The organism is Brenneria uluponensis (genome assembly GCF_032395385.1).
GTDB classification, from domain to species: Bacteria; Pseudomonadota; Gammaproteobacteria; order Enterobacterales; family Enterobacteriaceae; genus Prodigiosinella; species Prodigiosinella aquatilis.
In genome coordinates, this window is record NZ_CP135917.1 from 3016773 (window position 1) to 3037382 (window position 20610).

Below are 20610 nucleotides of genomic sequence, written 5' to 3' on the forward strand. Positions count from 1 at the left end.
TCAGTTAAAAGGTTTTAAATCGACACGCGCCATCATTGCGGCCAATTGTGGACGATCGGTAATGCCAACGTTACTTTGACTGACAGCTAACGCAGCGACTGCCGTTGCCAAACGTAACGTATGTTCACTGGACTCCCGCATCAATAAGCCATAAATCAATCCCCCCACCATGGAGTCACCCGCACCTACAGTACTGATCACCTCACAGGCCGGCGGTTTAGCCAACCATGCACCTGACGCATTCACCCACAGTGCGCCTTCCGCTCCCAGCGAAATAACGACATGGGCAATGCCTTGTTCACGCAGTGCATGAGCAGCGTCAACCACATCGGATAACGTTGGTAATTTACGTCCCGCCCAAATTTCCAGCTCACGACGGTTAGGTTTCACTAGCCAAGGCGATGCTTTCAACCCCGCCACCAGTGCTTCACGACTACTGTCAAAAATAATGCACGGACATTGGCTACGCAGCCGTGTCATCCAGTCAGTAAAGGCATCAGGATCAACGCCACTGGGCAGACTGCCGCTGACAGCAACCATATCGAATTGCCCCAACCAGCTCAGCGAATCATTGACAAACCGCTGCCAGTCCTGAGGCGTAACTTCAAAACCAGAGAAATTCAGATCGGTAACATCACCGTTTTTTTCGGTCAACTTAACGTTAATGCGTGTGCGTCCTGGAACGACCTGGAAACGGTTGGCAATGCCCAACTCGCTGAACAGTTGCTGAAATCCGTCCTGGTTGTCTTTACCCAGAAATCCACCCACCGTGACGTCAATCCCAAGATCTTTCAGCACTTTGGCAACATTGATACCTTTGCCAGCCGCATGCAGACCTGCAGTCTGAACCAGATTCACTTCGCCACGTTCAATTTCCGGGCAATAGCCAACCAGATCATAAGCGGGATTCAAGGTAATGGTGGCGACTCGCCTACTCATGCAGCCCCCTCACCCAAACCAGAGTTAATAGCCTCGCCAATGGCTTTCAGCGCAGCTTCAGCATCACTACCGCTAGCCGTAAAACGCAGATGGTGGCCACTCTTAACCCCTAGCGCTACCACTTTCATCAAACTGCGTCCATTCGCCGGTTTACCGCTGCCATCAAGGTTGGTCACGGTAATTTCGCTGGAGAATTGTTTAATGACATTCACCAGCATCGCTCCCGGACGCGCATGCAGCCCGTGCTCATTACGAACGGTGAATTCCGCTACCAGCGCATTGCTCTCTTCCACCACATCACTGGTCAGCAGTGCCAATAGTGTAGCGTCATCCGCAGCCAGTAATTGGCTAGCCTTACCGGCAATCATCAGGTTACTGAAGTAATCCAGCGGGGCGAAAATCTGTTCGTCTGCTGCCGCAACGGTTAGCAACATGGCGACGTTTTCACCATCAACGAGGAACGGTTCTGCCGGACGGCTCACCGCCAACGCGCTGATCACGTTGCCGTTCAGGCTGTCATTTAACCAGATACCCTGCCCCAGATTCAGAGGTTTGCCTGCCACGACATTGCTGACGAAGCTGGCATCCACCGCACCAATCTGTTGCAGACGGCCAGCATTCAGTGCCTGCAACGTCATCAGGTTGTCAGTAGCGACATTCAGGTTGATTAGCGAAGTATCAAAGCGGAATTCTCCGGCCAGTTTTTCGCCCATCAGCAAATGGTGTAACTCTTCGGCAGACGTGGTGCTGGCCAGGCGTTCGGCAACACGATCGTCACTCAGCACATGTGTAAGCTGACGCAGCAATTCCAGATGCTCATCAGAACGGGCGGCGATTCCCAGCACGACGTAAGCCGTCTGGTCATCTCCCCAGGGAATCCCCTGCGGGAACTGATAGACCTGAACACCTGTGTTCAGCACCAGATCACGCGTGTCAGTAGTACCATGAGGAATGGCAATGCCATTGCCCAGATAAGTGGATGTTTGCTTTTCACGCTGAAACATACCTTCAACGTAACCAGCGCTGACGCAACCGGCTTCAGTCAATGCGGCAGCCACCAGATTGATGGCCTCTTGCTTGCTGCTGGCGGTAGCACCTATATGAATATCGTGCTGTGACAACTGGAACATGGCTCTCCTCCTCCGCTAAAATTGAATCGTTTCAGCATTTGTGAGAAAAAAAAGTATCAATTTTCGGAAGCGTTTCAAAAAAAAACGCTGAAACGTTTCAAAAATTCTGAGGGATTCATCATATCGATGCAAGCATTCTCCATGAACTATGTTACGGATCTTAGAGGTCACGCACACTTTCATCATTTTATGGGATAGTTCTTAATTATTTTGTAACATTTGCTGAAGCTATGCTGAAGAAAAAATTCTGAAACTGTTTTTTGTTTTCTATTGGCAGGCGTAATATAGCGCGTCCTGTTTTATCTCTCGTTCACTTTTTAGCCAAAGAACCACCATGCACACGTCTGCCAATATTACCCGACGATTACCCGATATTACGTCGTCGGCATTTTTAGTGGTTGCTTTTCTGACCGGCACCGCCGGTGCGTTACAATTGCCGACGCTCAGTCTGTTTTTGTCAACGGAAGTTCATGCCCGCCCTTTTTTGGTAGGTCTGTTTTACACCGGCAGCGCGATCATCGGAATTACTGTCAGTCAACTGCTGGCCGGTCGATCAGATCGACAAGGCGACCGCAAAACGCTGATTTTTCAATGCTGTATATTGGGCGCACTCGCCTGTGCATTGTTTGCCTGGAACCGCAACTACTTCATTCTGCTGTTTATTGGCGTACTGCTTTCCAGTTTTGGCTCCACCGCGAATCCACAACTTTTCGCGCTGGCGCGAGAGTATGCTGACCATACCGGACGCGAAGCCACCATGTTCAGCTCGATGTTACGCGCCCAGATCTCCCTCTCCTGGGTCGTCGGACCGCCCATCGCCTTTATGCTGGCACTGGGGTTTGGCTTTCCGTTCATGTATCTGGCCGCCGCTGGCGTGTTTATCCTGTGTGGCCTGCTGGTATGGATGCTCCTGCCCTCAATGCCGAAGGTTCAGACAAAAACCCGCGATACGTTGGAATCCCCACGTCGCAACCGCCGCGATACGCTGCTATTGTTTATCGCGTGTACGCTGATGTGGAGTTGCAACGGTATCTACCTGATTAATATGCCGCTGTATCTGATTCATGAATTGCAATTGCCGGAAAAACTGGCTGGCGTAATGATGGGGACAGCCGCCGGGCTGGAGATTCCCACCATGCTCATCGCTGGTTATGTAGCTGAACGGTTTGGTAAACGTTTTCTGATGCGTCTGGCCATCACCGCCGGTTTATTGTTCTATATAGGACTGAGTGTGTTGCATGCTGAGTGGATATTGCTGGCGCTACAACTGCTGAACGCTATCTTTATTGGTATTCTCGCTGGCATCGGCATGCTGTATTTTCAGGATCTTATGCCTGGGCAGGCCGGTGCAGCCACCACATTGTTTTCCAACACATCTCGCGTTGGCTGGATTATTTCCGGCTCTCTGGCAGGCATAGTGGCTGAAATCTGGAGTTACCATGCCGGTTTTATCATCGCGATGGGAATGATCGTCGGCTCAGGTTATTGTTTGTGGCGGATTAAGGACGTCTGATCGTCCGGCGTGGTATCCACTTCAAGCTGAATCAAATAGATCAGCGCATCGTCACGATGGCTGTGACACATCTCCAGGCTGGCCTGCAAGCTGCCACAGACGGCCGGACGCAATGGAGAATGGAACAAGGCACAACGCATCTGTTCATCCAGATGGATGCAGCGGGTATTGGCAGGCTTCCCCTGCGGCATACCCGGTATAGGGCTGGATATAGAAGGGGCGATGCAGCAGGCTCCACAATCAGGACGGCAGTTCATCAGTGATGCTCCAGTGGTCTGGTCCTAACGGGGTTTCCCATTCCGCACCTTAGCAGGCTTATGCCGACAAGGCGAATGCTTCTCCCGTCATCTCCCGACAACGGCATGTTTAAAGTCACTGGCGCATCAAATCCTGCTTGCCTGAATCCGGCGGCACGAGTAACGTGACGCCACAAAAATTCAACTCCTTACACAGGTATTACTTCATGGCAAGAGCGAACGAAATTAAGCGTGGCATGGCTGTTAACTACAATGGCAAGCTGCTGTTGGTAAAAGATATTGATATTCAGAGTCCCAGTGCTCGTGGTGCCAGTACGCTATATAAAATGCGTTTTTCCGATGTACGCACTGGTCTGAAAGTTGAAGAACGCTTCAAAGGGGATGATATTCTTGACACCATCACCCTCACCCGCCGTTCCGTCACCTTTTCCTATATTGATGGTGACGAGTATGTGTTTATGGATAACGAAGATTACACGCCTTATAACTTTAAAAAAGAGCAGATCGAAGACGAGCTGCTGTTTATTCCAGAAAGCGGCATGCCAGGTATCCAGGTCCTGACGATGGATGGACAGATTCTGGCACTGGAACTGCCACAGACCGTTGATCTGGAAATTGTGGATACAGCGCCAGGTATCAAAGGCGCCTCCGCCAGTTCCCGTAACAAACCCGCCACCATGAGCACCGGCCTGACAATTCAGGTGCCGGAATATCTGAGCGCTGGCGAGAAGATCCGCATTCATATTCCAGAACGCCGTTATATGGGTCGTGCCGAGTAAGTGTTATTCGACCTGATGTCTGGCGCAATGCGTCAGACATCACCTCACCCTGATCTTTTAGCCTGTACCTCTGGGGGTTCTTTTGTTGACGAAAGTGAATTTGATTACCGGTTTTCTAGGTAGCGGCAAAACCACCACCCTCCTCCATCTGCTGTCACAGAAACCGGAAAACGAAGTCTGGGCCGTTCTGGTGAATGAATTTGGAGAAATCGGCATTGATGGCGCGCTACTGGCAGACCAGGGTGCCGTATTGAAAGAGATTCCAGGCGGCTGCATGTGCTGCGTGAATGGTCTGCCAATGCAGATCGGCCTGAATATGTTGTTGCAACAGAAGAAACCACACCGCCTGCTGATCGAACCGACCGGTCTCGGCCATCCTAAACAGATTTTGTCGCTGTTAACGGCAGAGACCTATCAGCCCTGGTTGGAACTCCAGGCCACGCTGTGCCTCCTCGATGCTCGCCAGCTCAGCAATAGCCGCTATACCGATAATGAAAACTTCCGCGACCAACTGGCCGCAGCAGATATTATCGTAGCCAACAAACAGGATACCTGGCAAGACGACGATCGCCGCGCACTGACCCAATGGTATCAAGCGTCTGGCGACAGCAGACCGCTTGTCACAGTGAGCCAAGGCCAGGTCGATATGCAGTGCCTGGAGCTGCCACGTGAAAATCTGCGCGCACTGCCGGATGCGGCGCATCATCATGCCACGACCCAAAAACAGGGGCTGGCCGCATTACGACTGACAGGTAATGAACCCTGGCGTCGGGCGCTGAATCAGGGTCAGGGCTATTACGCCTGTGGCTGGATTTTTGTGCAGGATACGGTGTTTGATACCGTCAGACTGCTCGATTGGGTACGGCTGTCACCGGTCGATCGGGTTAAAGGCGTGATGCGTATCGCTGAAGGTACGCTGATTGTTAACCGACAGGGTGCCGATCTGCATATCGAAACCAAACCCGTCCCGCCGATGGATAGCCGTATTGAACTCATCCATGAAGCCGAGGCGCCGTGGAATCACCTACAAGCCGGTTTATTAATGGCACGTTTAACGTAAGCGAGCTGAAATAGCGACAAAAACCGTTTCATACCGGCTACCATTGCCGCTATATGAAGATCAAAGACAGTGTCTGGCGGACATAAGACGCTGTCTTTTGCAATCTACGGGCCGGTTGTGGCCGAGAGAACGCGACAAACTTACCGACAGCTTTTGCTCATGGCACCCATGGCGGTGTCGAGATTGTTGGTGGTGTGCTGACCCAGATAAACAATCGCCCCCATAGCTGCACTGCCACTGACTTGCGCCACCTGACATAAATACGCTTCCGCCCCCATCGCCACACTGACATTGGCGCTTTGGGCTTTGAAATCATTCACACCATCATTAAATTTCGCCCCCATGGCCAGATCGGCATTCAGTTTGTCGGTTTCACCGGAAATCGCAAAGCTGGAACCCATGCTGCCATTGACGGTTAATTGATCCTTGGGTACGGCGCAGGCATCCACTGCCAGCTTCACGCCAAACATGATTTTCATGTTATCAATCGGCTTGTTGGTATAAATTTTCAACGTAGCCTTATGATCGGAAAAGTCCCAGGCATCATAATCTTGTGTTGTCCCGGTGACAGCCAGATGGTGGTTACTGACCTTTACTTCCAGCTTATTCATGGTTTCCGGTGAAGCACTGGCGACAATCTGTGGATGTGCGGCGCACATGACATGAACCTCCAACCCTTTCGCCAGCGTGATGGTATTAAAGTCACTGACATCAAACTGCTTTTCAACCTGGCTGGCATGCGCGGCCGCGGCAGGCAGAATTAGCAGTGTCAAAATAGAGGGAAGGACAGACAACATTTTTTTCAGCATATTCATAGTAACAGTTCTCTTTCAGGGGTTGAGCAGTACCGGTACCCTTTCCAGGGGAGACGCCGTCAAAGCGACATCGCCACGGGGTGCCAGATTAAGGTCGAATTGGGGCCGTAGATCGAGCGCCCGGGTTGACGCAGCCACTTGCCAGCGACAACTCAGCGCCAGTCGGGATAGCGTTATCGTCAGTTGATTCAGGGATAAGGTCATACCGACGCAATTACGTTTCCCTGTTCCAAACGGGAAAAAGTGGTGAGTGGGTACCGTATCATGCAGGAAACGTTCAATATCGAAGCGCAGCGGCTCCGGCCAGAGTTGCGCATTACGATGAACCAGCCACGGAGAGAACATCACGTTCACCCCTGGCGGCAACAGGTACCCCTCAATTTCCACCCGCTGCCGAGTGGTGCGCTCAATCAAAGAGGAGACGGGTGTCAGACGTAAACACTCCCGCACCGCCGCCAGCGTGACCGGACATTTTTGTATCGACCAGTTCCGGTAGTCCAGTCCTGCCGCTTCCTGACGGATTCGCGCCTGCACCTCAGGGTGCTGCGCCAGATGGATAAGACACCATTGCAGGCTGGTAGCCGGATTATCAATGCTGCCCGATAGATTACCTATCACCAGATTGACCAATGACGATTTCTGACTGGGATGCTGGTCAATCTCCATTGCGCGATATAACGCCGCCAGCATGGTATCCGGTTCGTTATGAATGTTAGCAATGGCACGATCCACCATGTGATTCATTTTTTGGCGGATATTCAGCAATTCGGGGGCCTGTAGCAGTGTTTCCCGATTGCTGGTCGTCGCTTTCTGAATCAGATCGAAAAACGCCTTATGTATTTCAGCGGCGAATAGCTTGCTTTCCTGTAGTGAAAAAACCTGCCCCATAAACGGGGGCATTACCGCCCGGACGGCCCATTCCCCGCAGACATCACGCAGGGAGTTCACCGCCCCGGACTGAAATTGCGCCACCAGCCACTCTGCGCTATCGGTGAGGGCCAACTGGATAGTGTCGAGTTTGGGGCTGACCAATGGCATGGTCAACCGGCGACCTTTGCGCCATTCATCACCATCGGCAGCAAACGTTAACGCGTCGCCCAGCAGTATCCTGCCCACAGCGGAGGAAGACGGTAACGTCGATATCTCTTTCGCAAAACTGTCGTAGTGATTTTGCCAAAACCGGACATGTTCGGCAGCGCCGAGAATAACCAGGTCTTCACTCCCGGCAAACTGTAGCCGCACCAACGGTCCATGCTGCTGTACCGCCTCTTCGATGATTCTTAAAATCCCAATGGCCTGTAACCGCTGTAGGGCAACCTGATGGGCCGGTAACGCATCATAGGGCAACGTCATGTCTGCCTCCCTCTTCCCATGAAACGGTGGATTGTGGTGGGAAATACACATTACAGGCGCCGATAAAAGCGCCTGCGCCAATCGATAACAGCGTGATGGGCTGCCGCTGGCGATCGGGTTGTTGCAGCCAGGAGCCCAGCATTAAAAAAGGATCACTCGCGCAGCAATGACCAACATCCGGCAGCAGGCTCAGATCAATTTTCTCTTTCAGTGCCGGATTAATCCGCTCATAGTTCATCCAGGTCAGTCGGTTGATATTATGCGGCAACAGCGCCCCATGGGTTTGCACCGAAAAGCCGATGGCACTTAGGGCGGCGTCAATCATGGCGTAATGTGCTTCATAGAATCCCCGGTTTTTATCCACGTCACCAAACAAGCCGGGGTAAAATTCAGGGCGATGATGCAGGTAGGGTCGTTCAAGCTGTACACCAGTGTGATGGTTATCCACGACTAGGGCGGCAAAACCATCGCCCAGCAGCGTACAACCGGGGATATAACGTTCTATGGGATCGAAGCTGGACAGACTGTCCCCCACCACTAACAATACCCGTTTAGCAATACCCTGCTGCAATAGACGATAGGCCAGCATCAGCCCCCAGAATCCGCCGCCACAGTTGTGCTGATTGATCTCATAGCGGCGTTGTACCTGATGCAGTGCAGCGTGACGACGGCAGAGTTGCACTGTTATAGACGCCTCACCCCCCGGTTGGATTGGCAACGCATGCACATAAATCAACGTGTCAATCGCCACGTCAGCATCCAGTTGCCCGGCAACGCGGTCGGTCAGTGCCAAAAAGCAATCCGTCAGGCTCTGTTCGGCACCTAGCGCTGCCACGCTTTCAATGCCAAACAGCTTGCAGAAGACTCTCGCTTCGCTGCGTTTGCCTCCTGCCGACTGAATAATCTCCATGGCATCAAGGCGATGCTCGGGGATATCACTGGCGAACGCGGCAATTCTCATGCCATCACCAGCTGGCCACGCAGACCGATCGCTGTCAGTACCGCATTTTCCCAGGTAAGCAACAGATAATCCTGCGTGGGATCCCCCTGCTGAAGAACGGCAAAGGGCGCGCTACACAATAGGCTGTCGTCAGAGGCGATCCGGTAGGCGGTCGACGGCAAATGGCTCAGTACCGCAGACGAGGCAACGATGCGGCAGTCACTCGGTGACAGGGAAAAATGCGCCAGCATCTCGTCACAGCATGATGCAAGCTGGTCAGCACTGATCTCGACCCGCCGCTGATAGCCCTGGTAACACCACCCTTGCTGTTCACGATTGATTGCCAGGATGCAGGCACTATTCGCCGGTTGCAGTTGCGCCATAAGCATTGAGCGATACAGTAAATGTTTTTGATCGGCAACCAGCAGCAGCGCCCGACGATTGTTGTTACAGACATAACGGTTAAGACAGTCAAAAGCGAAAAGTGACGCCGATAATCCCCGATCGCTGATAGCCAGACCAAAGCTCTGCTCAGACAAATTCAAGCTGTAAATAACATGGTTGACCACCGACGTTCCCAGGTGCAGATCCGGTGTCCAGTGCGCCATCAGCACGACATCGATATCCGCTGTGTCAATGCGCTGGCGCAGCGTTGGCAAAAGTTGGTTGAACATGCTGATAAAGGATGCTTTATCCGGTGCATGAATACACGACGTGACATTGCTCTGTGTAGCGTCCCATGTCAGGCCATTGGCTTTAAAAAAGGCCGCGATATAACTCTCCCAGTGGGGAATGTTATCGACCCACGCCGGGTTAAAGGTTTCCAACTGACCAAAGGTGTCCCAGATAATATGCTGCGGGCTCAGACAGATATTCATCGCACTCCTCGGCTCGATACGTAAGCGCGAAAAGCGTTTAAACGATGAATATGGGATGTCCCTTCCATGTATTCGAATGCGAAGGCATCACGATAGCGTTTCTGTAGCGCTGGCATATTCAGCCAGCGCACGGCGGGCAAACGCTGCGGTAACAGCATGGCGACCTGCTCTACAAAAGCGGTGGCTTGCACCTTCAACTGACTGGTCAGCCACACTTTGGACCGTCCCTGCTGATACTCTTCTCCCAATGCCAGCAATCGATAATAAAGCGCCCGATAGCACCGCCAGTACGACGCCAGATCATCGATGCCTTCAGCGTCAAGGGCATCCAACAGGCCACGCGCAGTTCCCAGCGCCATCGCGGCTACCAAGGGGCGATGCTTTTCAAACACCGTGCCCAACGCGTTGATTCCCTGATGTAAACCAGACAACTCTCGTCCGAGAATCTGCGCTTGAGCAACCGGGAAATCAGTGATGGTGATACGCGTCAACCCGGCACCGGCCAGCCCATAGGCTTCCAGCGCATCAACGTTAAACGCCTGTGGTGCGGTGTGTGGCTCCACCATCACTAGCTGAGTACGCCCCTGCCCCTGGCTGGCGAAAACCAAACCAATACTGGCCAGTTGGGCGCCGCCGATAAACATTTTTTCGCCGTTCAACAGATAACGGTCACCATGCGGTGTTAGCTGGGTGTGAATGGCTGACGCATCTGAGCCGACCTCTGGTTCACTGACGGCAAAAAATGTCCAGGTAGGACACTGTAAATACCGGCTGAAAAACAGCGCCTGCTGTTGTTCGTTACCGAGGGTCAACACAGCCCGGCAAGCCAGTGAAGTGCCCGGCATCGCCATCATGCTGCTGGCGTCAAAGCGCGAGAGATACTCCACCAAGACTAAATAATCGACGAAATTATCACTATCAATCGGTAACTCGCGCAGATATCTGTGCCACGGGTTGTACTTTTCCGGCAAGCCAATATGAGATATGGCCAGCAAGATTTCATCCTGAAGTCGCAGTCGTGCCGTATCAGGATCGGTTTCAAGTAATAGCCCTGCTGCCGTGAATTCACTCAGGCTGGCGTCCAGACGATGTAATTCCCATTTATGCTCGACCTTCACGTCATTCACCTCGGTCTGTTAACCGGTAGCAGGCAACCCTGCCAGATTAATTATCTGACAATAAGCGTAATACCGATGGTTTTTGACAATTGATTGAAATTGCATTCTGCTGAGAATAATCAAGCACCTGCCATCAGCCGACGGCGATTCGCTGATGCGGGTTTCCCCCACCGTTATCCGTTCGCTAACTGCGGTGTTTTACTGGCATGATCACGGTTTCCAGTGCTGCAAATGGCATTCGATCACGGCGGATGACGCGGTTGCGCCCAGTCCGACGCTGATGAGCATCACCTTGTCACCTTCAGCCAGGCGGCCTTCGGCGATCAAGCGCATTAAATTGATGAAGGGATCAGCCCCGAAACAGTGTCCATAGCGGGGAACATTATCGAGGAAGACCAGATCGGCAGGAAACATCATATTCTTGCCGATTTCTTTCCACGAAGAGCGGTTAACATTATGGGGAACCAGGTATTTTATCGCTGACATATCCATCCCACTTTTCGTCAGACTGGTCGTAATATGATGCTGGACGAAATCAAAATAGCATTGCTGAAAAAGTGTCGGATCATGTTCCTGACGATGACCACTATTAATGCTGAAACGCCCGTCGCGCGTGGTAGTGGTCTGTAACACATTAAGCTGCCTGCCAGTGCGAGTGATCAAAACGGCGCAGGCGGCCTCGCCCATAATCGTCGTCGCAGGGATCAGTTGTACCCACTGATGAAAGGCTTTTTCTGCAATCAACACAATCGCGCTCTCGCCCTCTTCCAGCAGGGTCGCCGTTTGTTCCAGTGCTACCAATCCGGTAGCGCAGTGACTCATGGTATAACTGGCGCACTCTGTGGTTGGACCAAAAAAATGGTTCACCAGCCCAGCCAGCGGCGAATCGTTAAACGGGGAAATCGTAGGGATGGTATGACAATGGACGCACAACTTCAGCCGACCAACCAGATCAGGATGACGATCGACGATACCCGACAGAGCTGGCGCAATCAACGCGGCCAGCGGCTGGTCATCATCATGGGGAAACTGCTTTAGACCATAAAAACGTTCGAACATTTTGCCATCAATTTTCGACAAGCCCAATTGCTCAACAGCCTGTGCGATAGTCTGAATTTTAGGGGCGAAGGCAACCTCGATATCCACAATATTAAGCAACATTTATCGCGCTCCCGATCGCGTTATGCTGCCGCGACATAATGCTGACTGAAGATACTGTCTTGCTGTCCGGGCTCACCGGGTAAACGCAACGTCAACGCCGCCGCCCGCGGTTTATCTGTCAGCCACTCGTCAAGCGTCTCCGAGGCCGGATGATCGGCAGATGGCTGTCGTATCCAGCGCCACCCGCCGGTAGTCAGGATTTTACCCGGATGAGTGAACAACAGATAATCAACCCGATTGGCGAAAGTGTCAGAAGATGAGGAAAAACGGGACAGCGCATCAACGATCAGCAAACAATCCTGCTCAGCCGTGACCATCGCGCCGGCTAATTGCAAATGGCTCCATGTCAATCCGCTGTCATCCATCTTCAGCCCCAGCACTTCATTGAAGTGGCCCGCGTTATAAAGGAGTTCAGGCAATAACGGTGTTTTGCAATCCGGTGAAGGCAAGCGATGCAGATAAATCAGTGACAGCGCGCCACGAGAGGTCAGTTGTCGACAAAATGTGGTCACGCTCTGATGGTGTTTGGCTTCCGGCCATTCGCCACCGGCAGAGTAGGAGGCGATGCGCAGCTGGCCGGAGTCCAACTGGGGATTTAGCGAAAACCAGCAATGTAATAACGCGATATCATCCTCTTCAGCATTACGCCACACCGAAGATACGGGTAGTGTTCCTGCCGCCCCGATCCATAACTCATCACATTTACCCATTGATTTTATTCTCCCGGAACACCCCGCAGGCGTTGAGGAAATGGATATTCCGCGTCCCCTCGGTGTACTCAAAACCTTTAATATCACGCATCAGTTTTCTCAACTGCGGATCGAAGAGAACAGCCCCCGCCTCACAACGGTGAACGGCCTGTTCCGCTACCGATTCTGCCGTACTGGTAGCCATCGCTTTTGCCAGACCAATTTGTCGGCTGATGGTTTCTCCACGATCCACCCGTTCTGTGCAGTGGATTAACTGCCCTAATGCCGCCGCCAGTCGCCGCTGCGCCTGCTGTAACCATTCCCGGTGGCGAGACGGCGTAAGCAGTCCGGCTTGTTGAACATGATCCACGATGGCGCGGGCCACGCCCAGTGATAGCGAGCCGACACAGGGACGCAAACTGTCAAACGTATTCATGGCCGCGGCGGAGAAACGCTGGACCGGTCGCAGATGTTGGCCGATCAGGGCATCATCATCCAGCCACATATCATCAAATACCAGATGTGAGATATTACTTCCCGGCACACCGAGGACTGGAAGTCGGGTGGCGGAAAAACCCGATACGTTGCGGGGTTCAAACAGAAAAAGGTTAATCCCCAAAGGCCCGTCATTGCTGCGGGCAAATACCACACCGATATCCGCGTTTATCCCATTGCCGATAAAATATTTTTCCCCACGGATCAACCATCCGCCATCCACTTTAATAGCCCGGGTCGTCATCTCGCTGGCATCAGTGCCGTGCATGGGCTCACTCATGGCGAAACAGCTCCAGCAGAGTCGCTGGCGAAAATGGGAAAAAAAACGCTCCTGCTCTTCAGCATTACCAATAGTTTGTAAAACAAAACCCGACATGCCCGGATTCGGACAGGAAAAAATAAGATTGGGTTCGACATACCCCAGTGCTTCGTAAAATAAACACCGTTGTGAAACCGTTAATTCATAAATAACGTCACCGTTACTCAGCACCAATGGTGCGGGATTATATTTCTCCGGCAGTCCCAGGCGGTTAATTTGTGGCGCCAACGCATAATTCACAGTTGCCAGATAATTATCCGGATCTTGCTCAATAAGTTGACCAATAGAACGCCCTGATGCCAGCGAAGATAAGGCCAACTCTCTTAACGCCATTTGCGGCACGCTCAACTTCATGGTTTCTCCCATTAAAAACAGCAAGATATCGGTAGTGTCATCTGCTAATGAATTCAGTCAGGCTGATTATTACTGTCAGCCGCATCACTGATTTACCCCTGCTTGCATGGCGTCAGTGTCTTTCATTCAGGACGGGCTACCCTGACGTTGATAGTTTTGCTGCCAGTATTGCAGTAACGCCTGATGATCAATTTTGCCATTCAGACTCAGCGGTAGCTGTTGCAGATAATGGAGGGACGTCGGCACCATATATTTGGGCAGGTGTTCACTAATATGACGTACAAAACCCTGCCGCTGTTCGGGCGTATCCTCATGTAGTTGCAGAAACATAATCACGTCAGCCAGTTTATTGTGCTGATAAACCGGTACGGCGGCCGCCTGGTTTACCCGCGGGTAGCGGCAGGCTACCGCTTCAATTTCCGCCAGTTCCACTCGGTTACCATGCCATTTGACCTGGCGGTCTATCCGGCCTTTTAACCACAGCTCGCCATGTTCATTGACGAAACCGTAGTCGCCGGTGCGGTAGAAACGCCTATCGTCATGACCACCGAAAGCGACATTTTTCGGATGCGATTCGGGCAAATATCCCAAGCCGACCTGTTCACCGTAAATCACCACTTCCCCGACCTCCCCAATGGGAAGCGGCTCACCACGATCATTTTCGATGCCAATCACGTTATTGCCACGGGGTTTGCCTAGTGGCAACAGTGTGTGTTCGCCGTCAGACAACCGCTCGATAGGGTGAAGATGTGTGAGGCAAGCAGTTTCCGTCGGCCCATAACCGTGCATCACCCGCACCTGTGGAAAGCGCTGATGGATTTTGCCAATCAGTTGTGGCGAGACAAATTCACCCCCGACGATCACCAGCCGTAAATGCGCCAAAACCTGCTGGTTGAACTGAGGATCCAGACACATGATCTCCAGAAAACTTGGCGTTGAAAACCAGCTGGTTACCGGCGCCGCTGTCTGGCATCTCATTAGATTGAGGTTCTGGCGCGGCATCGCATTATGCGCGTGACATAACATAATCACCGGTTTCGCCAGCGCGAGGCTGGTAAACAGATCGAGCAGACCCATATCAAAGGAGAGACGCGCATGATTGAGATGTGCGCCGGTGGGGGCTTCAATCAGCATGATCTCACGATACCAGGCGTAAAAGGCGCCAAACTGTGCATAGCCAATCTTGACGCCTTTCGGCAAACCAGTGCTGCCGGACGTTGACAACACATAAAAAATCGGATTATCCGCAGGCGGCTGCCACGCTGTCAGTTGGCAATCACTGTCGGGCAATAACGCCAGCGCCACTATCGGGTAGTGAGTGATCGCGTCATCGCCGACAGGCTGCGAAGCCACACGCCCATCCAGGATCAGGTCGGTTTGATAAATCTCGGCCATTCTCACCACTCTGGACAGCGGATTGGCGGAATCCGCTACAGTAAACGCGATACCGCAATAGGCGCAGGCAATCAATGCCGAGAGGGTATCCAGTTCTTTATGGCCAAGGACCAACACCCGTGTCGGCTTTAGCTGCTGTAAAACATCAACGATGGCCTGCACACGTCTGGCAACCTGCCGGCAACTGAACTGTCCATCCGGCGATATGATAGCAATGGCGTCACCCGATTGATCAAGATGACTAACGATCGCCTGCATCATTGACGAAAACATAATATTTTCCTTCACGGGTGGCCGACTCGCTTACCGCCTTGCGGTCGAGTTTACTGTTGAGGTTAAGAGACTGATGGGTAATGGCATACCAGCGTTTGGGGATCATATAGGGCGGAAAATGACGGCACATCGCCTGCCCCATCGCGGCAAAATCAGGCGGGTCATCACTCAATACAAAAGCGCTGATCCCCTGTAAGGTATCCCGGCGGTACCAGGGTTCGATAAAGGCTTCGCGTACCTGATCCAGGCTACGTAAATACCCTTCGATTTCATTAAGTTCGATACGGTAACCTTGTAGTTTTATTTCCCGATCAGTACGTCCCCAGAAATAAAACCGATGTTGACATACCGATCCCAGATCACCGGTGTGATAACCCCGAACTCCCGCCGCATCAATGAAGTAACGCGCCTGTTGCTGTGGCGTGGCGTTGAGGTAGCCGGCACCAACCGAACGGCCTTTGATGACCATTTCGCCCCGTTCCGCCGCGGCGGGCGCAATCTCGATGGCGGTTCCCGGACGCACACTGCCGAGTGGTAACGGTAATGCGTCCGCCAGATGCTCAGGCTGAATATCAACGTGCGTTACCGCCACGGTGCATTCCGTCGGACCATAGGTATTGGTGATTCTGCATCCAGGGAAACGTTGCCACAGCTCACTGACCAAGGCTTTCGACAACACTTCCCCACAAAAAATGAAGTGTGTCAGATGTGGCAGGGATACGGCGGAGAACATTTTGTCATTCAGGTAGTAACGCGTGATGGTGGGGGTGGATACCCAGGTCACCGTGCGGTAAGCTGCATGACGACTAATGTATTTACGGGTATTAATGAATTCCCGGTGATCCAGTGCAGAAAGGGGTTGCAGATTAAGCCAGGCCAGCCACAGCTCGAACAGAGAGACATCAAAACAGTAACGAATATTGCCACTCACGGCGCCATTCAGTACAAACTCCTCCGCCAACCAACCGACAAAGTCACTCACATTGTCATAACTGACCGCAATGCCTTTTGGCAAACCCGTGGTGCCGGAGGAGAACATAATATACATGGTGGCTGACGGCGGCACCTGCCGTAGTGCCAGCACGGGCTCCGCCTGACGACGGGCGACCAGCTCAACCGGCCACCAGGGGACATCCTTTTGCGTCAGATGAGCTGCATCAGCGGTGGCATTCAGTACCAGTTGCACATCAGCCCCTGCCATCACTTGCGTCAACCTGGCGGTAGAATTGTCGGTTTCCGCTGGTACGAATGCCCTGCCGGCGAGAATGCAGGCCCAGACAGCAATAAGATAACGTTTATCTTTGTGTCCGTAGATCATCACTGCGCCATCGCCCTGCGCAATCAACTGTCGGCTCAAGTCATTGGCGAGAAAATAGAGTTCGTCATAACGCAGATCGCCATCAACATGATGGTAAGCGGCCGTTTGACAGTGCCGAAAACGCTGAAATATCGCCCACAATACGGGTTGTCCCTGCACGATACTCATGAGGCCTCGGTAATCATTAATCCATTGATATAACGGGCAATCGAGCCAACGGTTTCAAAATGTTTGATATCCAGCGATGCCGGATCAAGATGCAACCCGTCAATCGCATCTTCCAGATACATGATCAATTCAATATACAAGCCGCTGTCGAACCCCAGATCGCGCTCAATCTGGATACCGCTGTGCAGTTCTGCGGTATCGTCGATATCCATCACTTGGGCAATGGCGTCAATAACCAAGCGTTCGTAGCTATCCATTCTTCACTCCTGACGATATGGTTGAATCCGGTGGGTCGAGGCTTAAGGCTTTTAGCGCCAGCCGATCGATTTTACTGTTGCTGTTTTTAGGAAGATGTTGGGTGAAATAAAAGCGGTGCGGAACCATGTAGGCTTCCATCCGTGTTTTGCACCACTCTTTAATTTGCTGGTGGTGGGTCGTGGCGGCTGACGCTATTTCTATCCACGCCACAATTTCATCGCCGTAAACCGGATGGGGCAAACCTATCACCGCGACCTGGCTGACGTTATAGAAGCCAGCCAGCACCGACTCTACCTCACGCGGAGCGACTTTCTCGCCACAGACATTGAGTACGTCATCCAGCCGGCTGACGAAATAAAGATAGCCCTCTTCATCCAGACGGCAGATATCGCCGGTATACAGTACCCGCTCGCCGGGAAGCGGCCCGGGCTTTAATTTTTCATCGGTTTTCTCCGGATTATTCCAATAGCCGAGCATCACCGTCGCGCCCCGGATCACCAGCTCGCCGGTGGCATTGCGTCGATGTGCGCGTCCCTGCGGGTCAACCACCCACATTTCAGTATTGGGAATAGCCTTCCCGACGCTTTGCTTACGGGTTTCCAGCATGGCGGGCTCAAGATACGTACAGCGATGACATTCGGTCAGTCCGTACATTGAGAACAGCTGGGCCTGACTGAATATTTCGCCAATTTTATCGATGTCAGCGGGATTTAACGCCGCGGCGGTATTGGTAATCAGGCGTAGCGAGGAGAAATCAAAACGCCTGGCCAAGGGTACGATCAGGCTCAGCATGGTCGGCACCAAAGGAAATACCGTTGCCTGCTGCTTCACCAGGCGATGCAGCGCAAACAGCGGCTGCGCAAACGATGTTTCAATAATCAGCGTGGCGCCGATCAGTGCCGACATAATCACCTGATGCAGGCCATAGTCAAAACTTAACGGGATGGCGCAAAAAATTCTGTCACTTTCCACCAAGTGCAAATAGCTGGCGACCGATTGCGATGCGGCAATCATATTCAGTTGTGTCAACATGACGCCTTTGGGTTTTCCGGTTGACCCGGAAGTGTAAATAATCGCCGCCAGATCCTGGCTCAATCGCTTTCCCGGCAATGCTGGTGCACCATTTGAGGCCAGAATAGCGGTTAACTGTGAGCACGGACGTTCACTCGGGCCATTGAGCAACAGGGTTGGCAGCCGGCGCATCTGTTCACCGGCCAGCTCAAGTTCACTCTCCAGCGCTGCATCAGTAATAATCAGGCTGGCGGCGCAATCATCACTGATCCACGCCAGTTTTTCCGCCCGAGTATCGGGGTGTATCGGCACATAAACGGCACCGATATATTGAATCGCCCAGAAACAGCGGATCAATTCCGGGCTGTTTGTCATCCAGACCATCACCCGGTCCCCACGCTGGATATTCTGCTCAACCAGCCAGGTCACGATCTTTAACGCATCGTTCCTCAGTTGTGCGTAGCTGATTTCGCTATTGTTACCGATGACGGCGATACTCTCCGGCCGCGTTTCCGCGCTGACATCAAGATATTGACTGAGTACCTGATAATTCATTTGCATCATGCTGCCTCCTGTCGACGCAATACCATGGCGCTGAACGTACCGGCCACTCCGGCGGCGACAGCCAGCATCCGGCCTTGTGGCTTAACAGCCGCAGGGTTGTGCATCACATCATGTAAGTTGATAAAGGCATCGCCACAGAAGCAGTGACCAAGCCGGTAGAGGTTGTCACGCATCACGCAGTTTCGCTCCAGACCAAGTCGGTCAGCAATGCGATCGAAAGTGGACGGACTCATATGATATGGCAGCACGGTTTCAATCATCGGTGCGCTGATACGGGCCGTCGCCATTGCCCGCTCGATGGCGGACATCATGGTGGGCATGAAATCATGGTCATAACGGTTCTCAACCTGGCGATCGGTGATTACCGTGCGACTACCGAGTCCGCCAATCATCGCCCATCCCATGCCTTCAATGACACTGCCGCCCGCATCAGCGGCGCGGCTTACCAGCACGGCACTGCACCCTTCACCAAACACGCCGTTCTGATCAACATACTGCACCGTTTGATGGAAACACTTGTCACCGGTTAACAGCACAGCGAAACCTGCCGACGCATCGGCTGCGGGCAATATTCGCTGTAGCAGCGCCAGTCCGGCAAACGAGGAGGCACAGGAGTTCTGCGTTACCGATAATACCTCCACGCTGGCAGGCAAATGTTCGGCCACGACGGTACGGAGCACATCGGCATCGAAGGGATACGTGCTGTGCAGTGAATGCGCATAGGCAACATGGGTGATCTGCTGTCGTTTTTCCGGGTGACGGGCCAGTAATCGAGCCAGGCATTCACTCAACATCCGGGATAATGCCAGATCGGGAAACAGGCAGGCGGATTCCAGCTTATGAAAGCGGCTGAAAATTTTCTGGTTTCGCGCTCCCCACTGATAGTGCTGTTGCAGCGTCGATAACGCCGTCAATTGCGGGTTAATCAGTGTCGCAATATCAATGATGTTCATCGACGTCCTCCAGTGAGAATGCCAGCACATGGCAATTATTATGCCGATGACAGGTCAGCAATAGGGTCTCTGCCGCTGGCTTTTCCGCCTGAAGTACGCTGGCCAGTTCAAAGAAAGGCGCGGCGCACAGTAACGCCGGCTGCGGGGTGAGCATGGCAGTGAATGCCATCGCTGAGTGACGCTGCGGCTCAGCAGTGATCAACAGTGTGCTTTCCGGCTTGATAGCGTGTTGTTTTAGCTGTGCCGCAAAATACGCGGGGGTGTTTTCATCATCACCACACTGCTGCCAGCGGGCTTTCAACCGACAGCGACCCGCTTGACGTTGAAATAACAACGCTGCGCCACAGTCCCTACCCGCCAGGCGATCCAGCGTGGGTGACTCATGCATCAGCAGATGTTGATCAACGATCAGCAACAGTGCTTTACCCTGCGTGGCAGGAAGATAGCGATCGATTAACTCCAGCGCGGTAAACGGAGCCATCAGCCCACAGTCGCTGACCGCGAACGCGAACGCCTGGCTGGCATGACATTGATGCAGGATAAAATTGGTGACAGAACATCCCATTAACGCATCAGGCGTCCAGTGGGCCAGTATCACCACATCCAGATCGCTCAGTTCCACTTCCGGTTGCAGGCGTGAGATCAGCGCGCCGGCGATGTCGGTAAACGTGACACGTGACTCGCCCTCAATCCATGCCTGCGCACGGCTACTGGTCGCGTGCCACGGTCGGTCGTTAGCCTGATAAAACGCCTGTAGCCACGCGTCAACCACCTCCACGCGATCAGTTGCCGGTAAGGAAAACGTCTCCTGATCGGTAAAAGTCAGGCAATGGATGTGGGCGCTATCCAGATAAAGATCCATAGTTACGC

At 52.8% G+C, this 20610-nt stretch carries 20 protein-coding genes; 3 read left to right on the plus strand and 17 right to left on the minus strand.

Annotated elements, in window-relative coordinates:
* Positions 1–939 (minus strand): 1-phosphofructokinase, encoded by a 939-nt coding sequence (fruK, locus tag RS889_RS14105; protein WP_021015523.1) that lies wholly within the window; start codon positions 937–939, stop codon positions 1–3.
* The gene (fruB, locus tag RS889_RS14110; protein WP_021015522.1) at positions 936–2069 is read right to left on the minus strand and encodes a fused PTS fructose transporter subunit IIA/HPr protein; all 1134 of its coding nucleotides are present in this window, start codon (positions 2067–2069) and stop codon (positions 936–938) included. The genes fruK and fruB overlap by 4 nt, the downstream gene beginning before the upstream one ends.
* A 334-nt stretch (positions 2070–2403) precedes the next feature.
* Here fruB and RS889_RS14115 point away from each other — a divergent pair, with 334 nt between their 5' ends.
* Positions 2404–3582: a sugar efflux transporter gene (locus RS889_RS14115; RefSeq protein ID WP_315707728.1), complete on the plus strand. Its 1179-nt coding sequence runs from the start codon at positions 2404–2406 to the stop codon at positions 3580–3582.
* Here RS889_RS14115 and RS889_RS14120 read toward each other — a convergent pair.
* Complete coding sequence (locus tag RS889_RS14120; RefSeq protein WP_021015520.1) at positions 3552–3839, minus strand: YkgJ family cysteine cluster protein; 288 nt, start codon at positions 3837–3839, stop codon at positions 3552–3554. The genes RS889_RS14115 and RS889_RS14120 overlap by 31 nt on opposite strands.
* Before the next feature lie 206 nt (positions 3840–4045).
* Between RS889_RS14120 and yeiP the strand changes: the two genes are divergently transcribed.
* Together yeiP and RS889_RS14130 are read left to right on the plus strand one after the other, a co-directional pair.
* Entirely contained in the window at positions 4046–4618 is a 573-nt protein-coding gene (gene yeiP, locus RS889_RS14125) for an elongation factor P-like protein YeiP (RefSeq protein WP_021015519.1), read from the plus strand.
* A gap of 82 nt (positions 4619–4700) precedes the next feature.
* Complete coding sequence (locus tag RS889_RS14130; protein WP_315707729.1) at positions 4701–5678, plus strand: CobW family GTP-binding protein; 978 nt, start codon at positions 4701–4703, stop codon at positions 5676–5678.
* A gap of 140 nt (positions 5679–5818) precedes the next feature.
* On the opposite strand, the gene RS889_RS14135 is transcribed toward RS889_RS14130, so the two are convergent.
* From RS889_RS14135 to RS889_RS14200, 14 genes are all read right to left on the minus strand, one after another.
* A complete protein-coding gene (locus RS889_RS14135) occupies positions 5819–6493 on the minus strand; it encodes a GIN domain-containing protein (RefSeq protein WP_315707730.1) in 675 nt (224 codons plus the stop codon).
* A gap of 15 nt (positions 6494–6508) precedes the next feature.
* Positions 6509–7846 carry a cytochrome P450 gene (locus tag RS889_RS14140; RefSeq protein WP_315707731.1) on the minus strand — a complete coding sequence of 446 codons (1338 nt, stop codon included), beginning with the start codon at positions 7844–7846 and terminating at the stop codon, positions 6509–6511.
* Positions 7830–8807 carry a beta-ketoacyl-[acyl-carrier-protein] synthase family protein gene (locus RS889_RS14145; protein WP_315707732.1) on the minus strand — a complete coding sequence of 326 codons (978 nt, stop codon included), beginning with the start codon at positions 8805–8807 and terminating at the stop codon, positions 7830–7832. Before RS889_RS14145 ends, RS889_RS14140 begins: the two co-directional genes overlap by 17 nt.
* Entirely contained in the window at positions 8804–9664 is an 861-nt protein-coding gene (locus tag RS889_RS14150; RefSeq protein ID WP_315707733.1) for a hypothetical protein, read from the minus strand. The genes RS889_RS14145 and RS889_RS14150 overlap by 4 nt, the downstream gene beginning before the upstream one ends.
* Positions 9661–10782, minus strand: coding sequence for an acyl-CoA dehydrogenase family protein (locus RS889_RS14155; RefSeq protein ID WP_315707734.1), 1122 nt, complete (start codon positions 10780–10782; stop codon positions 9661–9663). Before RS889_RS14155 ends, RS889_RS14150 begins: the two co-directional genes overlap by 4 nt.
* A gap of 210 nt (positions 10783–10992) precedes the next feature.
* Positions 10993–11943, minus strand: coding sequence for a 3-oxoacyl-[acyl-carrier-protein] synthase III C-terminal domain-containing protein (locus tag RS889_RS14160; RefSeq protein ID WP_021015512.1), 951 nt, complete (start codon positions 11941–11943; stop codon positions 10993–10995).
* A 20-nt stretch (positions 11944–11963) separates the two neighbouring features.
* Positions 11964–12653 (minus strand): hypothetical protein, encoded by a 690-nt coding sequence (locus RS889_RS14165; protein WP_315707735.1) that lies wholly within the window; start codon positions 12651–12653, stop codon positions 11964–11966.
* On the minus strand, positions 12646–13800 hold the full coding sequence (locus tag RS889_RS14170; protein WP_315707736.1) for an acyl-CoA dehydrogenase family protein: 1155 nt from the start codon (positions 13798–13800) through the stop codon (positions 12646–12648). Before RS889_RS14170 ends, RS889_RS14165 begins: the two co-directional genes overlap by 8 nt.
* 126 nt (positions 13801–13926) lie before the next feature.
* Positions 13927–15468, minus strand: coding sequence for an AMP-binding protein (locus tag RS889_RS14175; RefSeq protein ID WP_315707737.1), 1542 nt, complete (start codon positions 15466–15468; stop codon positions 13927–13929).
* Positions 15437–16954, minus strand: a complete 1518-nt coding sequence (locus RS889_RS14180) for an AMP-binding protein (protein ID WP_315707738.1) — start codon at positions 16952–16954, stop codon at positions 15437–15439. Before RS889_RS14180 ends, RS889_RS14175 begins: the two co-directional genes overlap by 32 nt.
* Positions 16951–17211 carry a phosphopantetheine-binding protein gene (locus RS889_RS14185; protein WP_290182474.1) on the minus strand — a complete coding sequence of 87 codons (261 nt, stop codon included), beginning with the start codon at positions 17209–17211 and terminating at the stop codon, positions 16951–16953. The genes RS889_RS14180 and RS889_RS14185 overlap by 4 nt, the downstream gene beginning before the upstream one ends.
* Positions 17204–18787 (minus strand): class I adenylate-forming enzyme family protein, encoded by a 1584-nt coding sequence (locus RS889_RS14190; protein ID WP_315707739.1) that lies wholly within the window; start codon positions 18785–18787, stop codon positions 17204–17206. Before RS889_RS14190 ends, RS889_RS14185 begins: the two co-directional genes overlap by 8 nt.
* Positions 18784–19740 (minus strand): 3-oxoacyl-[acyl-carrier-protein] synthase III C-terminal domain-containing protein, encoded by a 957-nt coding sequence (locus RS889_RS14195; RefSeq protein WP_315707740.1) that lies wholly within the window; start codon positions 19738–19740, stop codon positions 18784–18786. Before RS889_RS14195 ends, RS889_RS14190 begins: the two co-directional genes overlap by 4 nt.
* Positions 19727–20602, minus strand: a complete 876-nt coding sequence (locus tag RS889_RS14200; protein WP_315707741.1) for a hypothetical protein — start codon at positions 20600–20602, stop codon at positions 19727–19729. Before RS889_RS14200 ends, RS889_RS14195 begins: the two co-directional genes overlap by 14 nt.
* Positions 20603–20610: the final 8 nt, after the last annotated feature.

What these genes read in the sequence shown, in the direction of transcription:
- RS889_RS14135 (WP_315707730.1), bottom strand. Translation starts at nt 6,493, where the DNA reads ATGAATATGCTGAAAAAAATGTTGTCTGTCCTTCCCTCTATTTTGACA.
- RS889_RS14115 (WP_315707728.1), top strand. Translation starts at nt 2,404, where the DNA reads ATGCACACGTCTGCCAATATTACCCGACGATTACCCGATATTACGTCG.
- RS889_RS14120 (WP_021015520.1), bottom strand. Translation starts at nt 3,839, where the DNA reads ATGAACTGCCGTCCTGATTGTGGAGCCTGCTGCATCGCCCCTTCTATA.
- fruK (WP_021015523.1), bottom strand. Translation starts at nt 939, where the DNA reads ATGAGTAGGCGAGTCGCCACCATTACCTTGAATCCCGCTTATGATCTG.
- RS889_RS14165 (WP_315707735.1), bottom strand. Translation starts at nt 12,653, where the DNA reads ATGGGTAAATGTGATGAGTTATGGATCGGGGCGGCAGGAACACTACCC.
- yeiP (WP_021015519.1), top strand. Translation starts at nt 4,046, where the DNA reads ATGGCAAGAGCGAACGAAATTAAGCGTGGCATGGCTGTTAACTACAAT.
- RS889_RS14170 (WP_315707736.1), bottom strand. Translation starts at nt 13,800, where the DNA reads ATGAAGTTGAGCGTGCCGCAAATGGCGTTAAGAGAGTTGGCCTTATCT.
- RS889_RS14160 (WP_021015512.1), bottom strand. Translation starts at nt 11,943, where the DNA reads ATGTTGCTTAATATTGTGGATATCGAGGTTGCCTTCGCCCCTAAAATT.
- RS889_RS14200 (WP_315707741.1), bottom strand. Translation starts at nt 20,602, where the DNA reads ATGGATCTTTATCTGGATAGCGCCCACATCCATTGCCTGACTTTTACC.
- RS889_RS14150 (WP_315707733.1), bottom strand. Translation starts at nt 9,664, where the DNA reads ATGAATATCTGTCTGAGCCCGCAGCATATTATCTGGGACACCTTTGGT.
- fruB (WP_021015522.1), bottom strand. Translation starts at nt 2,069, where the DNA reads ATGTTCCAGTTGTCACAGCACGATATTCATATAGGTGCTACCGCCAGC.
- RS889_RS14180 (WP_315707738.1), bottom strand. Translation starts at nt 16,954, where the DNA reads ATGAGTATCGTGCAGGGACAACCCGTATTGTGGGCGATATTTCAGCGT.
- RS889_RS14175 (WP_315707737.1), bottom strand. Translation starts at nt 15,468, where the DNA reads ATGTTTTCGTCAATGATGCAGGCGATCGTTAGTCATCTTGATCAATCG.
- RS889_RS14195 (WP_315707740.1), bottom strand. Translation starts at nt 19,740, where the DNA reads ATGAACATCATTGATATTGCGACACTGATTAACCCGCAATTGACGGCG.
- RS889_RS14140 (WP_315707731.1), bottom strand. Translation starts at nt 7,846, where the DNA reads ATGACGTTGCCCTATGATGCGTTACCGGCCCATCAGGTTGCCCTACAG.
- RS889_RS14185 (WP_290182474.1), bottom strand. Translation starts at nt 17,211, where the DNA reads ATGGATAGCTACGAACGCTTGGTTATTGACGCCATTGCCCAAGTGATG.
- RS889_RS14145 (WP_315707732.1), bottom strand. Translation starts at nt 8,807, where the DNA reads ATGAGAATTGCCGCGTTCGCCAGTGATATCCCCGAGCATCGCCTTGAT.
- RS889_RS14190 (WP_315707739.1), bottom strand. Translation starts at nt 18,787, where the DNA reads ATGATGCAAATGAATTATCAGGTACTCAGTCAATATCTTGATGTCAGC.